The sequence below is a fragment of the Microbispora sp. NPDC049125 genome, assembly GCF_040802045.1.
Lineage (GTDB): Bacteria > Actinomycetota > Actinomycetes > Streptosporangiales > Streptosporangiaceae > Microbispora.
Genome location: NZ_JBEZDW010000037.1, coordinates 1 through 19,771, shown reverse-complemented (window position 1 = coordinate 19,771; position 19,771 = coordinate 1). Strand labels below are relative to the sequence as shown.

The following is a 19,771-nucleotide window of genomic DNA, read 5'->3' as shown; positions in this document are numbered from 1 at the left end:
TGCCCTCCACGCGACCGGCCCTCTATGCGACCGGCCCTCTATGCGACCGGCCCTCCACGCGGCCGGTCAGCGTGGCCCGGTGCGCAGCTCCGTCCGCAGCTCGTGCGCGCCGTCGGCCCGGGTCAGCTCGTAGTACAGCCGGTGGCCGTCAAGCACGGGCACGATCGACAGATAACGCAGCCCGCGCCCGCCGTGGGACGACTCCGCGGCGGGCCTGGTCCCGGTGGCCGTCAGCGTGGACGGGTCGGGTCCGATGGCGACGCCCGTCCGCTCCTCGTAGTTCTCGGCCGCCGAGGCCCTGCCGTCGTAGTAGGCGATGACGGTCTGGCCGGTGAAGGTGACCGCGCTGACCCGCACGCCGCGGGAGTCCCACCGGTCCGGCCGGCGGTCGAGGGCCGTCCCCTGCCAGGACCACTCGAGCCCGTCGGGGCTGGTGGCGTAGTCGGTCACCATCTGGTCGGTCTCGTCGTCGTCCTCCAGCGGGTGGCAGGACGCCCACAGGTGCCACACGCCGTCGTGGTGGACGATCACTGGGTCCTTGACCCCGGTCTTGAGGTCGCCCGGCAGCACGACCTTCGACTCGGAGGGGTCGAAGCCGGCGGGGTCGTCGGCCTCGAGGACCTCGACCCGCCAGTGCTTGGTGCCGTACGTCGCGCAGCTGAGGTAGAGCCGCCACCGGCCCTCCGGGGTGACCACCAGCGTCGGCCGCTCCAGCGACTCGGTCTTCATCGACTCCTTGGTGATCGTCAGGATGGTCTCGAACCGTTCGCCGTCAGCCGACCGGGCGATCTCCACCGCGTAGCCGCGCCCGGCCCCGATCGGCCGCCGCAACCGGTACGCCAGGTAGATCCATCCGTCTCTGCACACGGCGCTGGGCGCTCCGGCCCAGAACCCGGGGCCGTCCCCGGGCGGCGGGATCGCGACGACTGACCGTTCCGGCTGCGGTATGAACACGTGAGTCTCCGTTGGCTGACGACGGGGCGGGACTGTATGGCGGGACTGTATGGCAGGACCGGGAGGCTTGGCGGGGGGCTGGTGTCACCGACTGGGTCGACGACGGCGGCACCGCCCGAGCAGGGCGCTTCCCCCCACCGCTCGGGCGCTTTCCCTCTGATAACAGAGGAAGCTCTGGGACACCAAGCACCCACGCCACCAGGCTGCCATCTCTCTATAAAACCTGCTTGGTTTACGGGTTTTTGTCATGATAGGTCAGGCCGGACACTGGGAACGTCTCCGCCTCCACGCTGAACCCCGCGGGCCGGAGCGGCGTATCTCGGGCTGTAAGGGCATGCCGACACAGCTGCGACCATCTCCCAGGAGGCCCCATGCGGGCACGTATCATCACGCTCTGCGCCGCGCCGCTCACGCTGGCGCTCGCCGCCGCGGCTCCCGCCCATCCCCAGTCCGCGTCCACGTCCGCGTCGTCTTTGTCCGCGTCGTCTTTGTCCGCGTCGTCGTCCCCCTCGTGGGGCCGCGCCGCCACGCGCTTCGCCCAGGTCGACCTGGTGTCGGACGTCAAGGGCAGGGCGGCGCTCACCGACCCCAAGCTGGTCAACCCCTGGGGGCTCGCCATGGGCGCGACCCTGTGGGTGTCCGACGCCGGCACGGGGTCCGCGACCGTCTACACCGGCGGAGTGGGCACGGTGAGGAAGGCCCCCGCGCAGGTGTCGATCCCCGGCGGCACGCCGACCGGGCAGGTGGCCTACGGCGGCGACGCCTTCACGATCAAGGGCAGGCTCGGGACGGCCCCCGCCTCGTTCATCTTCTCCAGCCCCAGCGGAGCCATCACCGCGTGGAGCGCCAAGGCCGACCCGGCCCACGCCGTCATCGCCGCGTTCACCCGGGGCGCCGACTACAAGGGCCTGGCCCTGATGAACACCAACCGGGGCACGTTCCTGCTGGCCCCCTCCTTCTCGCACGGGCGCGTCCACGTCTTCGACGACGACTTCACGCGGGTACGGCTGTCGCGACGGCAGTTCCGCGACCCCTCACTCCCCCGGGACTACTCCCCCTTCAACGTGGAGGTCGTCGGCGGCTCGGTCCTGGTCGCGTACGCCAAGCGGGACCCGGCCACCGGCAAGGCGGTGGCCGGCCGGGGCGCGGGGTTCGTCAGCCAGTTCACCCCCGCGGGCCGCTACGTGCGGCACCTCGCCGCCCGGGGCCCGCTCAACGCGCCGTGGGGGATGACGCTCGCCCCGGCCGGCTTCGGCGCGTACGGCGGAGCGCTGCTTGTGGGCAACTTCGGCGACGGATGGGTCAACGCCTACAACGCCCGGACGGGCCGCTACCTCGGGCCGCTGCGCCGGCCGGACGGGAAGGCCGTCGCGATCGAGGGCCTGTGGGACCTGGAGCCCGGCACCGCCCAGAACGGCGGGACCGACGCCGTCTGGTTCTCCGCCGGCGTCTCCAAGGCTCAGCACGGCCTGCTCGGCCTGCTCCGGCCCTCGTCGTCGTCCGCCTCGCCCACGGCCACGCCCTCCGCCGGCGCCACGCCGAAACCCTCCGCGTCGCACTCGCACCAGGCGCCGTCCGGCGGCTACGGCTACTGACCGGGCCACCGGATCCGTGAACGACACCACGACCGGCCGCGGCCTCGGGCGCGGCCGATCTCTCCTCCGGAGAGCGGGCGGTATATGACTGTAGTCATGGACAAGGCAGATATCGGAGTGACCGGGCTCGCGACCATGGGACGCAACCTGGCAAGGAATTTCGCCCACCACGGCCACGTCGTCGCGGTGCACAACCGGACGGAGAGCCGGACCACCCGTCTCATCGAGGAGCACGGCGACGAGGGGGCGTTCATCCCCGCGTCGTCCGTCGAGGAGTTCGTCGCCTCGCTGCGCCGGCCGCGCAAGGCGATCATCATGGTCAAAGCGGGCGCGGGCACCGACGCGGTGATCGAGGAGCTGGCCGCCGTCATGGAGCCCGGCGACATGATCATCGACGGGGGCAACGCCCACTTCGCCGACACCCGCCGCCGGGAGGCCGCGCTGCGGGAGCGGGGCATCCACTTCGTCGGCACCGGCATCTCCGGCGGCGAGGAGGGGGCGCTCAACGGCCCGAGCATCATGCCCGGCGGCGCCGCCGAGGCGTACGAGACGCTCGGCCCGCTGCTTGAGGACATCGCCGCGAAGGTCGACGGGACGCCGTGCTGCGTGCACGTGGGCCCCGACGGCGCCGGCCATTTCGTGAAGATGGTGCACAACGGCATCGAGTACGCCGACATGCAGCTGATCGCCGAGTCCTACGACCTGCTCAGGCAGGCGCTCGGCCTGAACCCGAAGGACCTGGCGGACGTCTTCCGCGAATGGAACCAGGGCGATCTGGAGTCGTACCTGATCGAGATCACGGCCGAGGTGCTCGGCCACGTCGACGCGGCCACCGGACGGCCGTTCGTGGACGTCGTGGTGGACCAAGCCGAGCAGAAGGGCACCGGCCGCTGGACCGTCCAGGGCGCGCTCGACCTCGGCGTCCCGGTGACCGGCATCGCCGAGGCGGTCTTCGCCCGCGCCCTGTCGGGCCATCCCGAGCAGCGGGAGGCCGCTCGCTCGCTCGCCGGTCCCGATGACGCGTACGCCGACGGCGACTTCGTGGAGGACGTGCGGCGGGCGCTGTACGCCTCCAAGATCGTCGCGTACGCCCAGGGGTTCGACCAGATGGCCGCCGCGAGCAAGGAGTACGGCTGGGACGTCGACCTGGGCGCCATGGCCACCATCTGGCGCGGCGGCTGCATCATCAGGGCGCGCTTCCTCGACCGGATCCGGGAGGCGTACGACGCCGACCGGGAGCTTCCCACCCTGCTCGTCGACCCGACGTTCGCCGCGGCGCTGGAGGCGGCGCAGCAGTCCTGGCGCCGTGTGGTCGCGACGGCCGCCACGATCGGCGTCCCCACGCCGGGCTTCTCCTCCGCGCTGGCGTACTACGACGCCCTGCGCCGGGAGCGGCTGCCCGCCGCGCTCGTGCAGGGCCTGCGCGACTTCTTCGGCGCGCACACCTACCGGCGGGTGGACCAGGAGGGCGACTTCCACACCGACTGGTCCGGCGACCGGGCCGAGCGCCCCGCCTGACCCCGTCCGCACAGCGCCTGTACGGCTCGCGCCCGCGCGGGGGCGGGAGCCGTACAGGCCCGGCGGTGGCCCGGCGGCGGCCCGTCACTCGAAGGCGGCGACGGACTCCGCGGGGGCCTGCGCCGGCGCGTCGGCGCCGCTGCGCAGCGGGACGTGCTTGATGAACGCGGCGAGCACGGGCACCAGCACGGAGAACGCGATCGCCGCCATGAAGACGCCGCCGATGGCGATGGCGAGCGACGTCAGGATGTCCCCCCTGGTCGACGGGTCGAGCTGGCCCAGCATGGCCGGATCCATCCGGCCCGAGGAGAACTTCGCGGCCGCCTCCGCGCCCACCCGCTCCGTGAGGCTGTCCGCGAGCCGGCTGTTGAAGATCGCCCCGAACAGCGAGACGCCGAACGAGCCTCCGATGGAGCGGAAGAACGTCGAGGCGCTGCTGGCCACGCCGAGGTCGCGCTGCTCGACGCTGTTCTGCGCGATCAGCATCGTGGTCTGCATCAGGAAGCCCATGCCGAGTCCCAGGACGGCGATGAAGACGCCGGTCTGCCAGGCCGGGGTGTTCACGTCCTGCAGGCCCAGCAGCCACATGCCGACGGCCATGATGACGCCGCCGATCACGGGGAACGCCTTGTACCTGCCGGTCTTCGTGATCGACTTGCCGACGAACAGCGACACGACCATCGCCGAGCCCATCATCGGCAGCAGGAGCAGGCCGGAGTTGGTGGCCGTCGAGCCCTGGACCGTCTGCTGGAACAGCGGGATGAAGCTCAGCGCGCCGAACATCGCGAAGCCCAGCAGGAGGCTGATGAGCGAGATCAGCGAGAAGTTCCGGTTGCCGAACACGTGGAGAGGCATGATCGGCTCAGGCGCGCGCCGCTCGATCGGGATGAACAACCCCAGCGCGACGACGGCCAGAACCGCCAGCGACAGGATCTGCCACGAGCCCCACGGGTAGCCGTGCGCCTGGCCGCCCCAGGAGGTGATCAGGACGAGCGCGGTGATGCCGACGGTGAGGACGGCGGCGCCGAGCCAGTCGATGCGGTGCTCGGTGCGGTACTTCGGCAGGTGGAGCTTGAGGATGAGCCAGATGAGCGCCACGCCGCCGAGGGGCAGGTTGACGTAGAAGGCCCAGCGCCAGTTCAGGTTGTCGGTGATGAAGCCGCCGACGAGCGGGCCGGCGATCATCGCCAGCGACATGATCGCCGCCATGATGCCCTGGTACTGGCCGCGCTCGCGCGGGGGCACGAGGTCACCGATGATCGCCATCACGTTGACGATGAGACCGCCCGCTCCCAGGCCCTGCAGGGCGCGGAACGCGATGAGCTCGGTCATGCCGCTGTCGGTTCCCCCGAGCAGCGACGAGCCGGCCATGCCGCACAGAGCCGAGCCGACCAGGAACAGCACGATCGACCCGATGAAGATGTTCTTGCGTCCGTAGAGGTCGCCCAGCTTGCCCCAGATCGGCGTCGAGACCGTCGTCCCGAGGACGTACGCCGTGGTCACCCACGTGAAGTACTCCAGGCCGTTGAGTTCGCCCACGATCCTCGGCATCGCCGTGCCGACGATCATGTTGTCGAGCATGGCCAGCATCATCGCCAGCAGCAGGCCCGGCAGGATGACCATCACTTCTCTCGAGCGCCCGGGCGCGGGCGCGGTCTCCGTCATTGAGCCCCCTTGTAGAAAATTGGCTTACTTGCCGCCCGGCTAGCAGCCGAGAGTACGGTATTGTCCTTACTTGCCGGCCGTCAAGTTAATAAGGAACGAACCAGGCATGGGTACACAGACCGACACGAGGAGCCGGATTCAGGAGGTCGCACTCCGGCTCTTCACCGAGCAGGGGTACGAGGCGACATCCTTGCGGGAGATCGCCGAGGCACTGGGCGTCACCAAGGCCGCGCTTTACTACCATTTCCGGACCAAAGAGGACATCATCGCCAGCCTGACCGAGGACCGGGTCAAGGCGCTGGACGAGCTCATCGCCTGGGCGGGCAGGCAGCCCCGCACCCTCGAGGCGCGCCGTGAGATCATCCGGCGTTACGCGGCGGACATGGCGGCCGGCCGGCATCACGAGGTCATGCGGTTCATGGAGCGCAACCAGACCGCCCTTCGCGGCCACAGCAAGATGGAGATGGTGCGCGACCGGGTGTCCACGCTGATCGAGATCCTCTCCGATCCGGAAGACCCCCTCACGGCCCGGCTCAAGCGGGCCATGGCGCTGTTCACGCTGCACGCCGTCTGGTTCGTCCTGCCGGACGACGCCATGACGCCGCGGCAGCGCACCGACGCGGCCCTTGAGGTGGCGCTGGAATTGATCGACGACTCGTCCCGTTGAACTGGGCGAAGGAGAGGGGGCCGAAATGCTTTACGGACAGGAACACGTCAAGCGCTACGTCGAGACGGACGGCGAGGAGGGCCATGACTGGCAGGGCACGACGGTCGGGATCCTCACCACGACCGGGCGCAAGTCGGGACAGCGCCGCAGCACCCCGCTGATCTACCAGCCGTACGGCGACGCCTACCTGATCGTCGCCTCCAAGGGCGGGGACGACAAGGCGCCGGAGTGGTACCTCAACCTGCAGGCCGACCCGGAGGTCGAGTTCCAGGTGAAGGGCGACAGGTTCCGCGCGCGGGCGCGGACGGCGACCCCGGAGGAGAAGCCCGGCATGTGGCGGACGATGACGGCCACGTGGCCGGCCTACGACGACTACGCGAAGAAGACCGACCGCGAGATCCCGGTCGTCGTGATCGAGCGCGCCTAGCGATCGGTTCCCGGCCCTCCCGCCGGGGAGGGCCGGGGAACGCGGTTCCCGTCTCCCGGCTTCTGGCCCGCCGCGCCCGGCAGCGGTATCTTTCCCGCGTCATCCTCAGGACGGGGAGGTGCCGTGAGCGACGGCCGCACCGCGGAAATCATGATCGCCGAGGCCCGGAAGGCCTTCTGGGTCATGGTCGGGTTCCTGGCGCTGCTCTGGGCGGTTCAGGTGGTCAACTGGGCCGGCGGTTACGGTCTCAGCTACAGCTACGGGATCAGGCCGTGGGACGTCGGCCGGCTCCCCGGCATCGTCTCGGCGCCGCTTCTGCACTGGAGCTGGGCGCACATCGAGGGCAACTCCGGCCCGCTGTTCATCTTCGGGTTCCTCGCGGCCTACCGCGGGGTCCGCAGGTTCCTCGGCGTGACCGGGCTCATCGCCGTGGCCAGCGGGCTCGGGTCGTGGTTCACCGCCGACTCCTCCTCCGTGGGCGCCGGGGCCAGCGGGCTGGTCTTCGGCTACTTCGGATACGTGCTGGTCCGCGGCGCCTTCGACCGGCATCTGATCGACATCGTGCTCGGCCTGGTGATGGGCCTGTGCTTCGCCTACCAGTTCGCCGGGCTGCTGCCCGCGGAGGGCATCGGCTGGCAGGCCCACGTGTTCGGCTTCGCCGGCGGCATCCTCGGCGGCTACCTGTTCCGCGACCGGCGCCCCGGGGCCGTGGCTCCCGGAGACCCGGCGGCGCCTGGCGGCTCCCGGGCGGCCCTGCTCAAGGAGATCGACGACCTGGGCCTGTGACGCTCACCAGGGCAGGGCTCCCTCGTCCTGCAGGAACGCGCCGGTCGGCCCGGTGTCGTCCAGCAGGGCCAGCCGTACGGCGATGGCCGCCCCCTGCTCGGCCGTGCGGTGCCCGGTGTGGCCGTTCAGGTCGGTGGCGCAGTAGCCGGGGTTGGCGGCGTTGACCTTGATGGGCGTCTCCGCCAGCTCCTTGGCGTAGCAGACGGTGACCATGTTCAGAGCGGTCTTGGAGGACTGGTAGCTCAGGCCGTTGAGGAAGTAGAACGGGCTGTCCGGGTCGGCCGCCATCTCCAGCGAGCCCACCTCGCTGGACATGTTGACGATCCGCCCCGCCGCCGACCTGCGCAGCAGCGGGAGCATGGCGTTGGTCACGGCGATGACGCCGAAGACGTTGGTCTCGTAGACGGCCCTGGTCGTCTCCAGGGGCGTCCGGCTGGGCGTGGGGCCGCCCTGCGCGATGCCGGCGTTGTTGACGAGGATGTCGAGCGCGCCGAACTCCTCGTCGATCCACTTCGCCGCCGAGGCGACGGACTCGGCCGAGGTGACGTCGAGCTGGACGGACCGGGCGCCGAGCGCCTCGGCGGCCCGCCGCCCCCTCTCCGCGTCCCTGGCTCCGACGATGACCGAGGCCCCACGCGAGGCCAGCTGCCGTGCGATCTCGTAGCCGATGCCCTTGTTGGCACCGGTGATCAGTGCTGTCGTCATGCGCCCAGCCTGGGCCCGCCGGGATCGCGCCGGGAGAGACCTCGTCACCCTGGGATCGGCCGTCCTCCCCACGCACCGGCCGGCCCGGGCAGGATGGACGCCATGGACAGGAACCAGCTCGCCGACTTCCTGCGTACCCGCCGGGCCCGGCTCCAGCCGCGCGACGCCGGCCTGCCGGAGGGCCTGCGCCGCCGCACTCCGGGGCTGCGCCGGGAGGAGGTCGCCCAGCTCGCGGGCATGTCCACGGACTACCTCATCCGCCTGGAGCAGGCCCGCGGGCCGCAGCCGTCGCGCCAGATCCTGAACGCGCTGGCCCGGGCGCTGTTGCTGAGCACCGACGAGCGCAACCACCTGTTCCACCTCGCCGGGGAGACGCCGGCGCCCTCGTCAGGCCCCAGGAGGGACGTGCCCACGGGCATCGTCAACATGCTGGCCGGGCTGGAGGACGTCCCGGCGTACGTGCTCGACGCGAAGTACGACATCCTCGCGTGGAACCGGCTGGCCGGAGTGCTCATGGGCAACCTCGACACGCAGCCGCCGGAGGACCTCAACGTGATCCGGTGGATCTTCCGCTCTCCCGATGTGGAGGAGCACCTCTGCGACGACGAGCGGGGCACCTTCGCCCGTGCCTCGGTCATGGACCTGCGGGCCGCCGCCGGGCGCTATCCGGACGACCGGGGCATCCAGCGCCTCGTGGCGGAGATGCTGGCGTGCAGCCCGCCGTTCGCCGAGCTGTGGGCCGCCCACGACGTGGCGGTCCGCCGCGACCAGCGCAAGCGGGTCGACCACCCCGTGGTCGGGGTCATCGAGGTGGACTGCCAGGTGCTCCGCGTACCCGACCGGGACCAGCGGGTCGTGATCTACGCGCCCGTGCCCGGCTCGCGGTCCCATGAGGCCCTCCGCGAGCTACGGGCGCTCACCGGCGGCTGACCGGCCGCGCTCATCGGCCCTCAGTGGCCGGAGCCCGGCGGATGGCAGGGGATCCTGGCGTTCAGCGAGAAGCCGCCCTCGGCGGTGGGCCCGCTGGTCATGCAGCCTCCGGCGAGCATCACCCGCTCCCTGAGCCCCGCGAGCCCGTAGCCCGCCCCCGCCGCCCTGGGCACCCGGGTCCGCACCGCCCGGCCGTCTCTGCCGTTGACCACCGACACGTTCACCATCTCGCCGCGCGCCTCGCAGACCACCTGGACGGCCGCGCCCGGCGCGTGCTTGCGCACGTTGTTGAGCCCCTCCTGAACCACGCGGAAGCACGCGTGCCCGGCCTGCCTCGTCAGCACCCCCTTGGGGACGTCAAGGTGGAGGCTGACGCTCAGGCCGGTGGCCCTGCCCTCCTCCACGAGCCGGGGGATGCCGTCCACCCCCTCGGCGGAGGGCGGGACGTCACTGCGCCGGAGCACCGAGAGCAGCTCACGCAGCTCGGTCAGCGCCCGGACGCCCTTGTCCTCGATGTCCCTGGCCAGTTTGCGTATCTCCCCCAGATCCCCGCTGTCCTGGATCAGGCCCGCGTTGAGGACCATGACGGTGACCGCGTGTGTCACGGTGTCGTGCAGCTCCGCGGCGATGCGCCTGCGCTCCTGAGAGGCGGCGCGCTCCTCACGCACCCGCAGTCCGGCCCTCAGCTCACCGACCATCCGCCGGTACTCGCCCACCCACGTGCCGACGAGGGCGGGCAGGTAGACCATGGTCAGGGCGTGAACGACCGCCAGGTAGAGCAGGCGGTCGACGCGCGGGTAGGAGTAGTCGGCGACCACGTAGACCGCCGCCATGGCCCCGGCGATCCACCGCCACCGGGGCACCTCGCTGAGCGCCGTCATGGCGAAGGCCGCCAGCGTCAACGGCACGAGATGCCCGGAGAACAGGGAGCAGGTGGCCGCGGTGACGACCATCGGCCAAATGGTGCGCCGCCGTACCAGCATCGCCGCCGCCGCGGCCACGCCCGACAGCGTCTGCACCCAGACGGGTGCCGGCAGCGGCGGGAAGGGGTGGCCGGTGAGCGTCGCCGGGACCGTGAGGGCGAGCACGACCACGGCCAGCATGACATCCGTCAGCCGGTCACGGCTGGTCCTTTCCGGCGGAGCCGACCTGCCCCCCATGTCCCCCATATGGCTAGTCTCCGCGCCTGACCTGCGACTTCATGCATCGCCACGCCCATTTGGCACACCCCTTCCCCGGCGCGCCGCGCCGGGCGTCCGCCGCGACGGTCGAAACAGTCGGGCGGCGCGGGCAGGATAAGAGCGTGAGCGAAAGCATGAGCCTCATCCACCGCCTTCCCCCTGACTCCGAACCGGACTCGCTGTTCGAGGCGTTCGTGTCCTGGAACGCCGACCGGGGGCTCACGCTCTACCCCGCCCAGGAGGAGGCCCTGATCGAGGTCGTCTCCGGCAACAACGTGATCGTGTCGACCCCCACCGGGTCGGGCAAGAGCCTGGTCGCCGCCGGCGCCCACTTCGCCGCGCTGGCCAGGGACGAGGTGAGCTTCTACACCGCGCCGATCAAGGCGCTGGTGTCGGAGAAGTTCTTCGACCTGTGCGCGCTGTTCGGCACCGAGAACGTCGGCATGATGACCGGCGACGCCTCGGTGAACTCCGACGCGCCGATCATCTGCTGCACCGCCGAGATCCTCGCGCAGATCGCCCTGCGGGACGGCGCCGACGCCGACGTGGGCACCGTCATCATGGACGAGTTCCACTTCTACGCCGAGCCCGACCGGGGCTGGGCGTGGCAGGTGCCGCTGCTGGAACTGCCGCAGGCGCAGTTCGTGCTGATGTCGGCCACGCTGGGGGACGTCGAGCGGTTCGAGAAGGACCTCACCCGCCGCACCGGCCGCCCCACCAGCGTGGTCAAGAACGCCGAGCGCCCGGTGCCGCTGCTGTACTCCTATCGGCTGACGCCGCTGCACGAGACGCTGGAGGAGATGCTGTCCACGCACCAGTCGCCGGTGTACGTGGTCCACTTCACGCAGGCGGCGGCGATGGAGCGCGCCCAGTCGCTCATGAGCATCAACATGTGCACCAAGGCCGAGAAGGAGGCGATCGCCGCCCTGATCGGCAGGTTCCGCTTCACGACCCGGTTCGGCCAGGCGCTTTCCCGGCTCGTACGGCACGGCATCGGCGTGCACCACGCGGGGATGCTGCCGAAGTACCGCCGCCTGGTGGAGCGGCTGGCCCAGGCGGGCCTGCTGAAGGTGATCTGCGGGACCGACACCCTCGGTGTCGGCGTCAACGTCCCGATCAGGACCGTGCTGTTCACGGCCCTGTCGAAGTACGACGGCAACAGGGTGCGGCGGCTGCGCGCCCGGGAGTTCCACCAGATCGCCGGGCGGGCCGGACGCGCCGGGTTCGACACCGTGGGATACGTGGTCTGCCAGGCCCCCGACCACGTCATCGAGAACGAGCGAGCCCTCGCCAAGATCGGCGACGACCCGAAGCGGCGGCGCGGGTACGCGCGCAAGAAGCCGCCGGAGGGCTTCGTCACGTGGAGCGAGGAGACGTTCGAGAAGCTCCAGACGGCCGAGCCCGAGCCGCTGAACTCCCGGTTCAAGGTCAGCAACGCCATGCTGCTGTCGGTGATCAACCGGCCGGGCGACTGCTTCCAGGCCATGAAGCGGCTGCTCACCGACAACCACGAGGACCGCAAGGCCCAGCGGCGGCACATCAGCCACGCGATCGCGATCTACCGGTCGCTGCTCGCGGGCGGCATCGTCGAGACGCTGAAGGAGCCCGACGAGCAGGGCCGCCGGGCCCGGCTGACCGTCGACCTCCAGGAGGACTTCGCGCTCAACCAGGCGCTGTCCACGTTCGCGCTCGCCGCGTTCGAGCTGCTCGACAAGGCGTCGCCGACGTACGCGCTGGACCTGGTGTCGATCATCGAGTCGACGCTGGACGACCCGCGCCAGATCCTCCACGCCCAGCTCAACAAGGCGCGCGGCGAGGCCGTCGCGGAGATGAAGGCCGACGGGATCGAGTACGAGGAGCGGATGGAGCGCCTCGCCGAGATCACCCACCCCATGCCGCTGGCGGACCTGCTCTTCGGGGCGTACGAGACCTACCGGCGCGGCCACCCGTGGGTGGGCGACCACGTCGTCAGCCCGAAGACCATCGTGCGGGACATGTACGAGCGGGCCATGACCTTCACCGAGTACATCCAGTTCTACGAGCTGGCCCGCTCGGAGGGCACCGTGCTGCGCTACCTCGCCGACGCGTACCGGACGCTGTCGAAGACCGTGCCCGAGCACCTCAAGACCGAGGAGCTCATCGATCTCATCGAGTGGCTCGGCGAGCTCGTGCGGCAGGTGGACTCCAGCCTCATCGACGAGTGGGAGAAGCTGGCCAACCCGTCGGAGGCCCTGGAGTCGCGGGACGAGCTGGAGACCCGCATCCGGCCGGTCACCGGGAACGCCCGCGCCTTCCGCGTGCTGGTGCGCAACGCGATGTTCCGCATGGTGGAGCTGGCGGCCCTGGACCGCGAGGAGGAGCTGGTCGAGCTCTATCCCGACGTGGAGTGGGCGGCCGGCCTGGACGCCTACTACGACGAGCACGACGAGATCGGCACCGGCCCGGCGGCCCGCGGCCCGGCGCTGCTGCAGATCGAGGAGGAGAAGGAGCTCTGGCGGGTCCGCCAGGTCATCGACGACCCGGCGGGGCACCACGACTGGGGCATCGGCGCCGAGGTCGACCTGGCCGCCTCCGACGAGGCGGGCCACGCCGTGCTCCACGTCACGGGACTGGCCCGCATGTAGCCGCCGGTGCAGCCCCGCGCCGGTTCGGCCCCAGCCGGTTCAGCCGCCCGACGTGGCGTCCTCGGCGCCGGCCCCTGGAACGGTGGCGTCGTCGGGATCGTCGAGCCAGCCGTGCGGGAGCGCCACCTTCGACCTCTCCCCGCTCTTGCCGCGCGGGCCGTCGGCCTCGTCGGGCCAGGGCAGGTCGCCGTCCAGCTCGCCGATCCGCCCGGCCAGCTCCGTCAGCGTGCTCACCGAGGTGAGGGCCCGCCGGGTGTCGGCGCCGACGACGAAGCCCTTGAGGTACCACCCCACGTGCTTGCGGAAGTCGGCCAGGCCGTGCCGCTCGCTGCCGACGACCTCGCAGAGCAGGCCGGCGTGGCGCAGCATCATCGCGCCGACCTCGCCCAGGGTGGGGCGCGTCCGCTCCGCCGAGCCCTCGAACGCCCGGTCGAGGTCGCGGAAAAGCCATGGCCGCCCGAGGCAGCCCCGGCCGATCACCACCCCGTCGCAGCCGGTCTCCGCGACCATGCGCAGCGCGTCGTCGGCGCTCCAGATGTCGCCGTTGCCCAGCACGGGGATCTCCGGCACGGCGTCCTTGAGCCGCCGGATCGCGTCCCAGTCGGCGGTGCCGCCGTAGTGCTGCCTGGCCGTGCGGGCATGGAGGGCGACGGCGGCCAGGCCCTCCTCGACGGCCGTCCGGCCGGCCTGGACATAGGTCAGGTGGTCGTCGTCGATGCCCTTGCGCATCTTCATCGTCACCGGCAGCGACCCGGCGCCGGCGACCGCCTCCTTGAGGATCGCGCGCAGCAGGTTCCGCTTGTACGGCAGGGCCGACCCGCCGCCCCTCCTGGTGACCTTGGGCACCGGGCAGCCGAAGTTGAGGTCGATGTGGTCGGCCAGGCCCTCCTCGGAGATCATCCTGGCCGCCCTTCCGATGATCTTCGGGTCGACGCCGTAGAGCTGGATGCTCCTGGGGGTCTCCGCCTCCCCGAACCGGATCATCTGGAACGTCAGCGGCACCCGTTCCACCAGCGCCCGCGAGGTGATCATCTCGGACACGAACAGGCCGCCGCCCTGCTCCCGGCACAGCGTGCGGAAGCCGATGTTGGTGATGCCCGCCATGGGAGCCAGCACCACGGGGGGCCAGACGTCGAACGTGCCGATTTTCACCTCTTCATTTTCCCCGGTCCCGGCGGTGAACCGTACAAGATCATGGATGTGGGGGTTTTGTCCGGTAATCTGGCCTGGACCGAGGGTGAGGAGGTCATCGTGCTGCTACGGCTCAGAATCGCCCTGCCGGACCGTCCCGGCTCGCTCGGCCAGGTGACCCGGGCGCTCGGATCGGCAGGCGCCGACATCACCCAGGTCACCGTCCTCGACCGGGGCGACGGCCGCGCGCTCGACGACTTCACGGTCTACTGGCCGGACGCGGCTCCCCGGGACGAGCTGCTGCGCTCCCTGGAGACGATGGACGGAGTCGCGGTCGAGGGCGTCTGGACCACCAGGGAGGCGCCCGGGACCTATCCGGAGCTGGAGATCCTGAAATTCCTCACCACGGCGGGCGACCGGGCGCTGGCCACGCTGATCGACTCCATGCCGGTGCTGTTCAGCGCCGACTGGGCGGCGGCGGCGACCGAGAAGAGCCCCCGTTCGATCGTCTACTCAAGCTGGCGGGCGCCCGCCGAGGTGCCCTTCCCCGACGAGACGCCCGGCCGTCCGGCCGCCGTGACGCTGCCGTCCGGAGTGCACATGATCGTCGCCCCGCTCCCCCCGCTGGCGCTCGGGCTGACGCTGGCCCGGGCCGAGGGGCCCGCGTTCCACCGCAGCGAGGTGCACCGGCTCACCCGCATCCTGGAGATCTTCCTGATGCTGCCCGCCGTCGAGCGGGGAGCCGGGCGGGTGTTCCGCAAGGCCACCGCCAAGCCGCTCTGAGTACACACACGCGCCGAAAACCCGATACAGTGGCCTCGTCGCCATGAGGCGCACGCGGAAGTGGCTCAGTGGTAGAGCATCACCTTGCCAAGGTGAGGGTCGCGGGTTCGAATCCCGTCTTCCGCTCTCCAAGAGGTCTTGATCACGAGGGCCTCGCTCGGTGGAGTGGCCGAGAGGCGAGGCAGCGGCCTGCAAAGCCGCGTACACGGGTTCAAATCCCGTCTCCACCTCTGTTCGAATCCCAGTGCGGGACGCTTTTCGGCTGGGCTCCCGTTTCAGCGGGTCCGCTGACTTTTCGCCGGCTGAGCCGGCCTCTCACCGACCGCCATGGCCGTCGCAGGACGCCGCCCTCTCGCCGTGACGACTGCGGCCCCAGCCCGAAACTGTCGGCCCCGTATGTCATGATCGGCGATCACACATACCTGTGTCTCCCCGAGGAGTGCCGTGGTCGTCGACGAGGGAACCGGATGGTCCGGAATCGGCTGGGACGGCTGGACGAAACTCAGCCTGGTCCGCGCCCGGCTCGACGCGGGCGCCGACCCGAATTCAGGGGTCTCCTTCCACGGACGGCCGCTGCACGCCGCGGCCGAGTGCGGCTCACCCGAGGTGGTCACGGAGCTGGCCCGGCGCGTTGACGACGTCGACGCGGAGTACGAAGGTCGCACCGCGCTCTGGGCGGCGGTCTTCGCCAACCGCCCCGGCAACGCCCGCGCGCTGGTCGCCGCCGGAGCCGACCCGTGGCGGCCGATGATGAACGGCTGGTCCCCCGGACGGCTCAGCCTCGCCACTCCCGCCCCTGACCTGTTCGGTCTTCCCGATGGCGAGCCGGGCCTGTCCGCCGCCGAGTCCGCCGCCGTGGCCGAAGCCGGGCATCTGATCGCCGCGTTGGGGCGGTTGGACCACGACGGCTACAGCCTCGCCTGTGTGGCCGGCATCACCGCGGCCGAAGCGGCACGGCGGCTGGAGGCGGCACCGATCGACGACGCCGATGTCGAAGAGCTCATGGAGGACCCCTGGGCGGACGAGGACGGCAGCCTGGCCGTCGTCGGCGTCACGGACGTGCCCGGCGGATGCGTCGTCTTCCAGTCGTCGGCATACGTCGCCTCCACCCCCGGCGTCATGAAGTGCCTGTCGGTGGGCACTGTCTGTTACGGATTGTTCGCCAATCCCAAGAGCGGCAACCAGGGAGCCGTCGCCCGCGACGGCATCATCGAGGAGTGGGACACCCACCCCGGCGGGGGTGACGTATCCGCCGACGAGCCCGCCGAGGAGATCCTCGCCGCCTACCTCTACCACCACCAAGCCGTGGCCTACTGCTTCGCCGGTGCGGGCGTGCGGCCGACCGACAACCGATCGATCATCGACCAACCCGACATGTGGCTCAGGCTGCCCGAGCGGGACTGGTGGAACTGACCGGCGGCATAGCGGGTGCGAAGTCACCGTGGATCACACCGCGGGAAGCATCCTCGAGCGGATCGCCGGCGCACCCGGCCCTCACCCTGGGGCCCGCCGTTCAGCCGTTTCCCGGCCCGGGCCTGCCGTAGTCGAGCGGAAGCGCCTGCAGCCGCTCCACCGGGATCTCCGACAGCACCAGGTACTTCTCCGAACCGTCGGGCACCAGGTGATCGGGGTCGAACAGCTCGATGTAGGGGTCCGGCCCGCCGTGCCGCGCCATGTACGGCCGGGGATCCTCCGCCTGCGTGACCAGCGCCCCGCTCTTGTCGGTCATGATCAGCCCGTACTCCTGCATCGCCCGCGCGATCGTCCGCGCGGCCGGGCTGGTGAGCGTGTTCACATCGAACGCCGGGTCGAGCCGGAACCGCTGGCCCTCGCAGGGGATGTCCTCGTCCTCCACGTAGCCGTCGGTGCGGGTGGCCGGCCAGGAGACGCAACCGGCTCTCGTGCGGACGGTGAGGATGTTGATCGCGTGGTCGATCCGCCCCCGGCGCAGTTCCTCGATGCGAATCGCGAACGCCCCCAGCGGCAGCCCCGTCGCCGTCGCGCCCAGCGGGTTGGTGAAGATGCCCGGGTTCCGCGAGTAGTGCTCGATCTTGCCGCCCCAGCAGGCCGACCACTCCCCCGCCGCGTTCTTCTCAGCGCGCCAGAAGTCCCAGTACGTGTCGGTGGACGGCTGGTAGATCGCCACCTCCCCGTCGCTTCCCTGGGAGACCAGCATGTCGGGCGGCGTGGGCACCGCCGCCAGGCTGCCGGCGATCACGGGGGCGAGATGCGGCAGGTTGAGGCAGTCGGAGAAGGTCCACCGCTTGCGGGGGGTGTGGGGGCCGACGGTGTAGATCGGCGCCGAGTACGTGTCCGTGTTGATCGCCCAGGAGCCGTAGTAGTTCTGCTTGTCCAGCTTGATGTTGTTCACGATGGCCTGTGAGTTGGAGGCGAGCGGCACGTTCCTCGGCAGCTTCGTGTTCCACGGGCCCCTCGGGGAGAAGCCGTTGGTCGGACCGCCGTTCCGGTGGGCCTCCCCTGATCCGGCGTGACCGGTCGAGGCGACGGCCTGCCGGGTCTCGCCCGCCGCGGACCGCGGAGCGGCGGCCCATGAAGGGCCGGGGGCGGCCAGGCCGGACGCCGCCGCCACCGATGCGACAGCCATCGCGGACATCGCGTTGCGCGCGTGTTTGCGCATGGTCGATCGAGCCTTCCTGCGGGTCGAGCGGCGAGGTCAGGGCGCCGCTCGGTGGACGATCAGCGTAGGGCGGGGCCGCGCTCCCCGGCTTCCGGGTGGGCCCCCAGTCATTTGCCCCCGCCACCCTGGCCCGGCCTCTCCGGCCGCCATGAGGCGAGGGTCACGGCGTGCCGAGCACCTCGCGCAGCTCCGTGCGGGTGGTGACGTCGAGCCGCCGGAAGACGTTGGTCAGGTGGAACTCGACCGTCTTCCTGCTGACCACCAGCGCATCGGCGATCTCGCGGTTGGTGAGCCCCCGGCACACCAGCGTCACCACGGCCCGCTCCGCCGGGGTCAGAACGCCGAGCGCCGCCGGCGGGGCGTCCAGCGACAGCCCGGCCGCGCCGGCGACTTCGAGAGTCTGCGCCACATAGGCGGTGGCGCCCATCCTGGCGAACTCCCCCAGCGCCGCCCGCAGCGCGCGCTCCGCCGCCGCACGCCGCCCCGCGGCGGCCTGGCAGGCGCCGGCCAGCAGGTCCACGCGGGCGGCCTCCAGGCGGAGGCCCGCCTCGCGGGCGAGCGAGGCGGCCTGCCGGCAGTGCCCGAGCGCCTCACGGTGGTCACCCCGGGCCAGGGCGATCTGGGCGCGGACGCGGGCGACGCCCAGCCACGCCGACCGCCTGCCCGTCTTCCCGAGCGCGGCGACGAACGCGTCCAGCGCCTCACCTGCCTCGTCGGGACGGCCGAGGCGGGAAAGGGCGTCGGCCCGCAGCGGGCCGAGCAGGTGCGTGCCCGGCTCCGGCGACGGATAGAAGCCGTCGACCTCGCCCGCCGCGTCGAGCAGCCAGGCGGCCTGCCCGCGTGCCTGCGCCAGCGCCACCCGGCACGCCGCGGCGTACGACAGCGCCGCGGGGGTGCCGACCAGGCGAGCGTTCGCCGTGGCACGCTCGGCGTGCCACAGCGCGCGTTCCCACTCCCCACGCGCCGCCAGTGGGTAGCCGGCGAGAGCGTGCAGCATGGGGTAGTCCCACACCCTGTCGTTCTCCTCCGCGTCGCCGACGGCCAGCTCGGTGTGGAGGACGGCCTCGCCGAGCGCCCCCCTGCGATACTCGACCTCGCCCAGGAAGCCGAGCGCCTGCCCGATGCGCAGGGCCTCCCCTCTGGTCGCCCGCTCGACCGCCAGGGCCAGATCGCGGCCGGCGCCGTCGAGGTCGTCGGCCCACAACCGGATCATGCCGCGGGCGACCAGCCCGTCCAGTCCTCCGGGCGCCCCCGGCGCGTCCGCCCCGGCGAGGGACTCCAGTGCCTCGCCGCTCCGCCCGGCCACCGCCAGGCCGAGCGACCGGGCGAAGCAGCCGAACGCCGCCACCCAGGGCTCGCCGGCCGCGGCCACCGCCATCCGGCCGTACTCGATCATCTCCGGGCACGACACCGTCAGCACGCTGATGATCGCGAGCTGGGCGGCGATCCGCGCCCGCAGATCGGGCGGCCCGGCGTCCGTCCTCCCGGCACCGGACGTCCCGAGGGTGTCGAGCGCGCGCAGCAGCGTGCTCCGGGCCTCGGGGACGCGACCGGCCAGCAGGAGCTGGTAGCCGGCGACGTAGTCACGCCACGCGCCGGGCGGCGCGGCGGCCAGCTCGCCCTGGTAGTCGAGGCTGGTGGCGAGGTCTCCCGCGACGAGCAGCGCCTCCATGGCCGCGATCAGCCGTGGCGTACGGCCCGGGCCATGGGGGGTCAGGTCCAGGGCCTGGCGCAGGCGGGCGGCGGCGAGGGTGATCTCGCCTCTGGTGAGATGGCCGCTCGCCTCCCGCTCGACGTCGGCGGCGAGCCGCTCGTCGGGGCCGTCGGCGGCGGCGATCCGGTGCCACAGCGCCGCGGAGCCGCCCCTGGCCGCCGCCCGGCGGTGCAGCTCCCGGCGGTGCCGGCACTCCAGGCCGTGGTACACGACACCCCTGCTCAGCGCCCCGGTGAAGGCGAGCTCCTGCCCGCCGGAGCCGGGCACCTCCTCCAGCAGCCCGGCGGAGATCGCCTCGGCGACGGCGTCGGCGACGCGAGCGGCCGGGGCGGCGGCGGTCGCGGTGGCTGCGGTGGCTGGGGTGGCGGGGGTGGCGGGGGTGGCGGGGGTGGCGGGGGTGGCGGGGGTGGCGGGGGTGGCGGGGGTGGCGGGGGTGGCGGGGGTGGCGGGGGT

General features: G+C 71.6%; 16 protein-coding genes and 2 tRNA genes. 11 read left to right on the top strand and 7 right to left on the bottom strand.

Going from position 1 to position 19,771, the window contains the following annotated elements:
- Positions 1 to 66 precede the first annotated feature (66 nt).
- Positions 67 to 954, bottom strand: coding sequence for a hypothetical protein (locus AB0B72_RS31990; protein WP_367743013.1), 888 nt, complete (start codon positions 952 to 954; stop codon positions 67 to 69).
- 371 nt (positions 955 to 1,325) lie between these two features.
- On the opposite strand from AB0B72_RS31990, the gene AB0B72_RS31985 reads away from it, so the two are divergent.
- Positions 1,326 to 2,549 carry a TIGR03118 family protein gene (locus tag AB0B72_RS31985; protein WP_367743012.1) on the top strand — a complete coding sequence of 408 codons (1,224 nt, stop codon included), beginning with the start codon at positions 1,326 to 1,328 and terminating at the stop codon, positions 2,547 to 2,549.
- A gap of 96 nt (positions 2,550 to 2,645) precedes the next feature.
- A complete protein-coding gene (gene gndA / locus AB0B72_RS31980; protein WP_367743009.1) occupies positions 2,646 to 4,067 on the top strand; it encodes an NADP-dependent phosphogluconate dehydrogenase in 1,422 nt (473 codons plus the stop codon).
- 84 nt (positions 4,068 to 4,151) lie between these two features.
- Here the strand turns inward: gndA and AB0B72_RS31975 are convergent, their stop codons facing one another.
- The gene (locus tag AB0B72_RS31975) at positions 4,152 to 5,732 is read right to left on the bottom strand and encodes an MDR family MFS transporter (protein WP_367743008.1); all 1,581 of its coding nucleotides are present in this window, start codon (positions 5,730 to 5,732) and stop codon (positions 4,152 to 4,154) included.
- A 106-nt stretch (positions 5,733 to 5,838) separates the two neighbouring features.
- On the opposite strand from AB0B72_RS31975, the gene AB0B72_RS31970 reads away from it, so the two are divergent.
- The 3 genes from AB0B72_RS31970 to AB0B72_RS31960 all read left to right on the top strand — a co-directional run bounded on the left by AB0B72_RS31970 (position 5,839) and on the right by AB0B72_RS31960 (position 7,612).
- The gene (locus AB0B72_RS31970; RefSeq protein ID WP_367743007.1) at positions 5,839 to 6,399 is read left to right on the top strand and encodes a TetR/AcrR family transcriptional regulator; all 561 of its coding nucleotides are present in this window, start codon (positions 5,839 to 5,841) and stop codon (positions 6,397 to 6,399) included.
- A 25-nt stretch (positions 6,400 to 6,424) separates the two neighbouring features.
- Positions 6,425 to 6,826 (top strand): nitroreductase family deazaflavin-dependent oxidoreductase, encoded by a 402-nt coding sequence (locus AB0B72_RS31965; RefSeq protein WP_367743005.1) that lies wholly within the window; start codon positions 6,425 to 6,427, stop codon positions 6,824 to 6,826.
- Positions 6,827 to 6,949: 123 nt separating this feature from the next.
- Positions 6,950 to 7,612: a rhomboid family intramembrane serine protease gene (locus AB0B72_RS31960; protein ID WP_367743004.1), complete on the top strand. Its 663-nt coding sequence runs from the start codon at positions 6,950 to 6,952 to the stop codon at positions 7,610 to 7,612.
- 3 nt (positions 7,613 to 7,615) lie between these two features.
- On the opposite strand, the gene AB0B72_RS31955 is transcribed toward AB0B72_RS31960, so the two are convergent.
- Positions 7,616 to 8,317, bottom strand: coding sequence for an SDR family oxidoreductase (locus AB0B72_RS31955; protein ID WP_367743002.1), 702 nt, complete (start codon positions 8,315 to 8,317; stop codon positions 7,616 to 7,618).
- A 102-nt stretch (positions 8,318 to 8,419) separates the two neighbouring features.
- On the opposite strand from AB0B72_RS31955, the gene AB0B72_RS31950 reads away from it, so the two are divergent.
- Entirely contained in the window at positions 8,420 to 9,247 is an 828-nt protein-coding gene (locus tag AB0B72_RS31950; protein WP_367743000.1) for a helix-turn-helix transcriptional regulator, read from the top strand.
- 20 nt (positions 9,248 to 9,267) lie between these two features.
- Here the strand turns inward: AB0B72_RS31950 and AB0B72_RS31945 are convergent, their stop codons facing one another.
- A complete protein-coding gene (locus AB0B72_RS31945) occupies positions 9,268 to 10,416 on the bottom strand; it encodes a sensor histidine kinase (RefSeq protein ID WP_367742998.1) in 1,149 nt (382 codons plus the stop codon).
- A gap of 146 nt (positions 10,417 to 10,562) precedes the next feature.
- On the opposite strand from AB0B72_RS31945, the gene AB0B72_RS31940 reads away from it, so the two are divergent.
- Positions 10,563 to 13,052: a DEAD/DEAH box helicase gene (locus AB0B72_RS31940; protein WP_367743084.1), complete on the top strand. Its 2,490-nt coding sequence runs from the start codon at positions 10,563 to 10,565 to the stop codon at positions 13,050 to 13,052.
- Positions 13,053 to 13,091: 39 nt separating this feature from the next.
- Here AB0B72_RS31940 and dusB read toward each other — a convergent pair whose 3' ends face one another.
- Positions 13,092 to 14,204, bottom strand: coding sequence for a tRNA dihydrouridine synthase DusB (dusB, locus tag AB0B72_RS31935; RefSeq protein ID WP_367742996.1), 1,113 nt, complete (start codon positions 14,202 to 14,204; stop codon positions 13,092 to 13,094).
- 42 nt (positions 14,205 to 14,246) lie between these two features.
- Here dusB and AB0B72_RS31930 point away from each other — a divergent pair, with 42 nt between their 5' ends.
- From AB0B72_RS31930 to AB0B72_RS31915, 4 genes are all read left to right on the top strand, one after another.
- Positions 14,247 to 14,966 (top strand): ACT domain-containing protein, encoded by a 720-nt coding sequence (locus AB0B72_RS31930; protein ID WP_367742994.1) that lies wholly within the window; start codon positions 14,247 to 14,249, stop codon positions 14,964 to 14,966.
- A gap of 54 nt (positions 14,967 to 15,020) precedes the next feature.
- A tRNA-Gly gene (locus AB0B72_RS31925) sits at positions 15,021 to 15,092 on the top strand.
- A 33-nt stretch (positions 15,093 to 15,125) separates the two neighbouring features.
- Positions 15,126 to 15,196 (top strand) — tRNA-Cys (locus AB0B72_RS31920).
- Positions 15,197 to 15,410: 214 nt separating this feature from the next.
- Positions 15,411 to 16,379 (top strand): ankyrin repeat domain-containing protein, encoded by a 969-nt coding sequence (locus AB0B72_RS31915; RefSeq protein ID WP_367742992.1) that lies wholly within the window; start codon positions 15,411 to 15,413, stop codon positions 16,377 to 16,379.
- A gap of 100 nt (positions 16,380 to 16,479) precedes the next feature.
- On the opposite strand, the gene AB0B72_RS31910 is transcribed toward AB0B72_RS31915, so the two are convergent.
- Together AB0B72_RS31910 and AB0B72_RS31905 are read right to left on the bottom strand one after the other, a co-directional pair.
- On the bottom strand, positions 16,480 to 17,571 hold the full coding sequence (locus AB0B72_RS31910; protein ID WP_367742990.1) for a hypothetical protein: 1,092 nt from the start codon (positions 17,569 to 17,571) through the stop codon (positions 16,480 to 16,482).
- Positions 17,572 to 17,764: 193 nt separating this feature from the next.
- On the bottom strand, positions 17,765 to 19,771 hold a 2,007-nt coding region (locus AB0B72_RS31905), incomplete at its 5' end, for a LuxR C-terminal-related transcriptional regulator (RefSeq protein WP_367742988.1).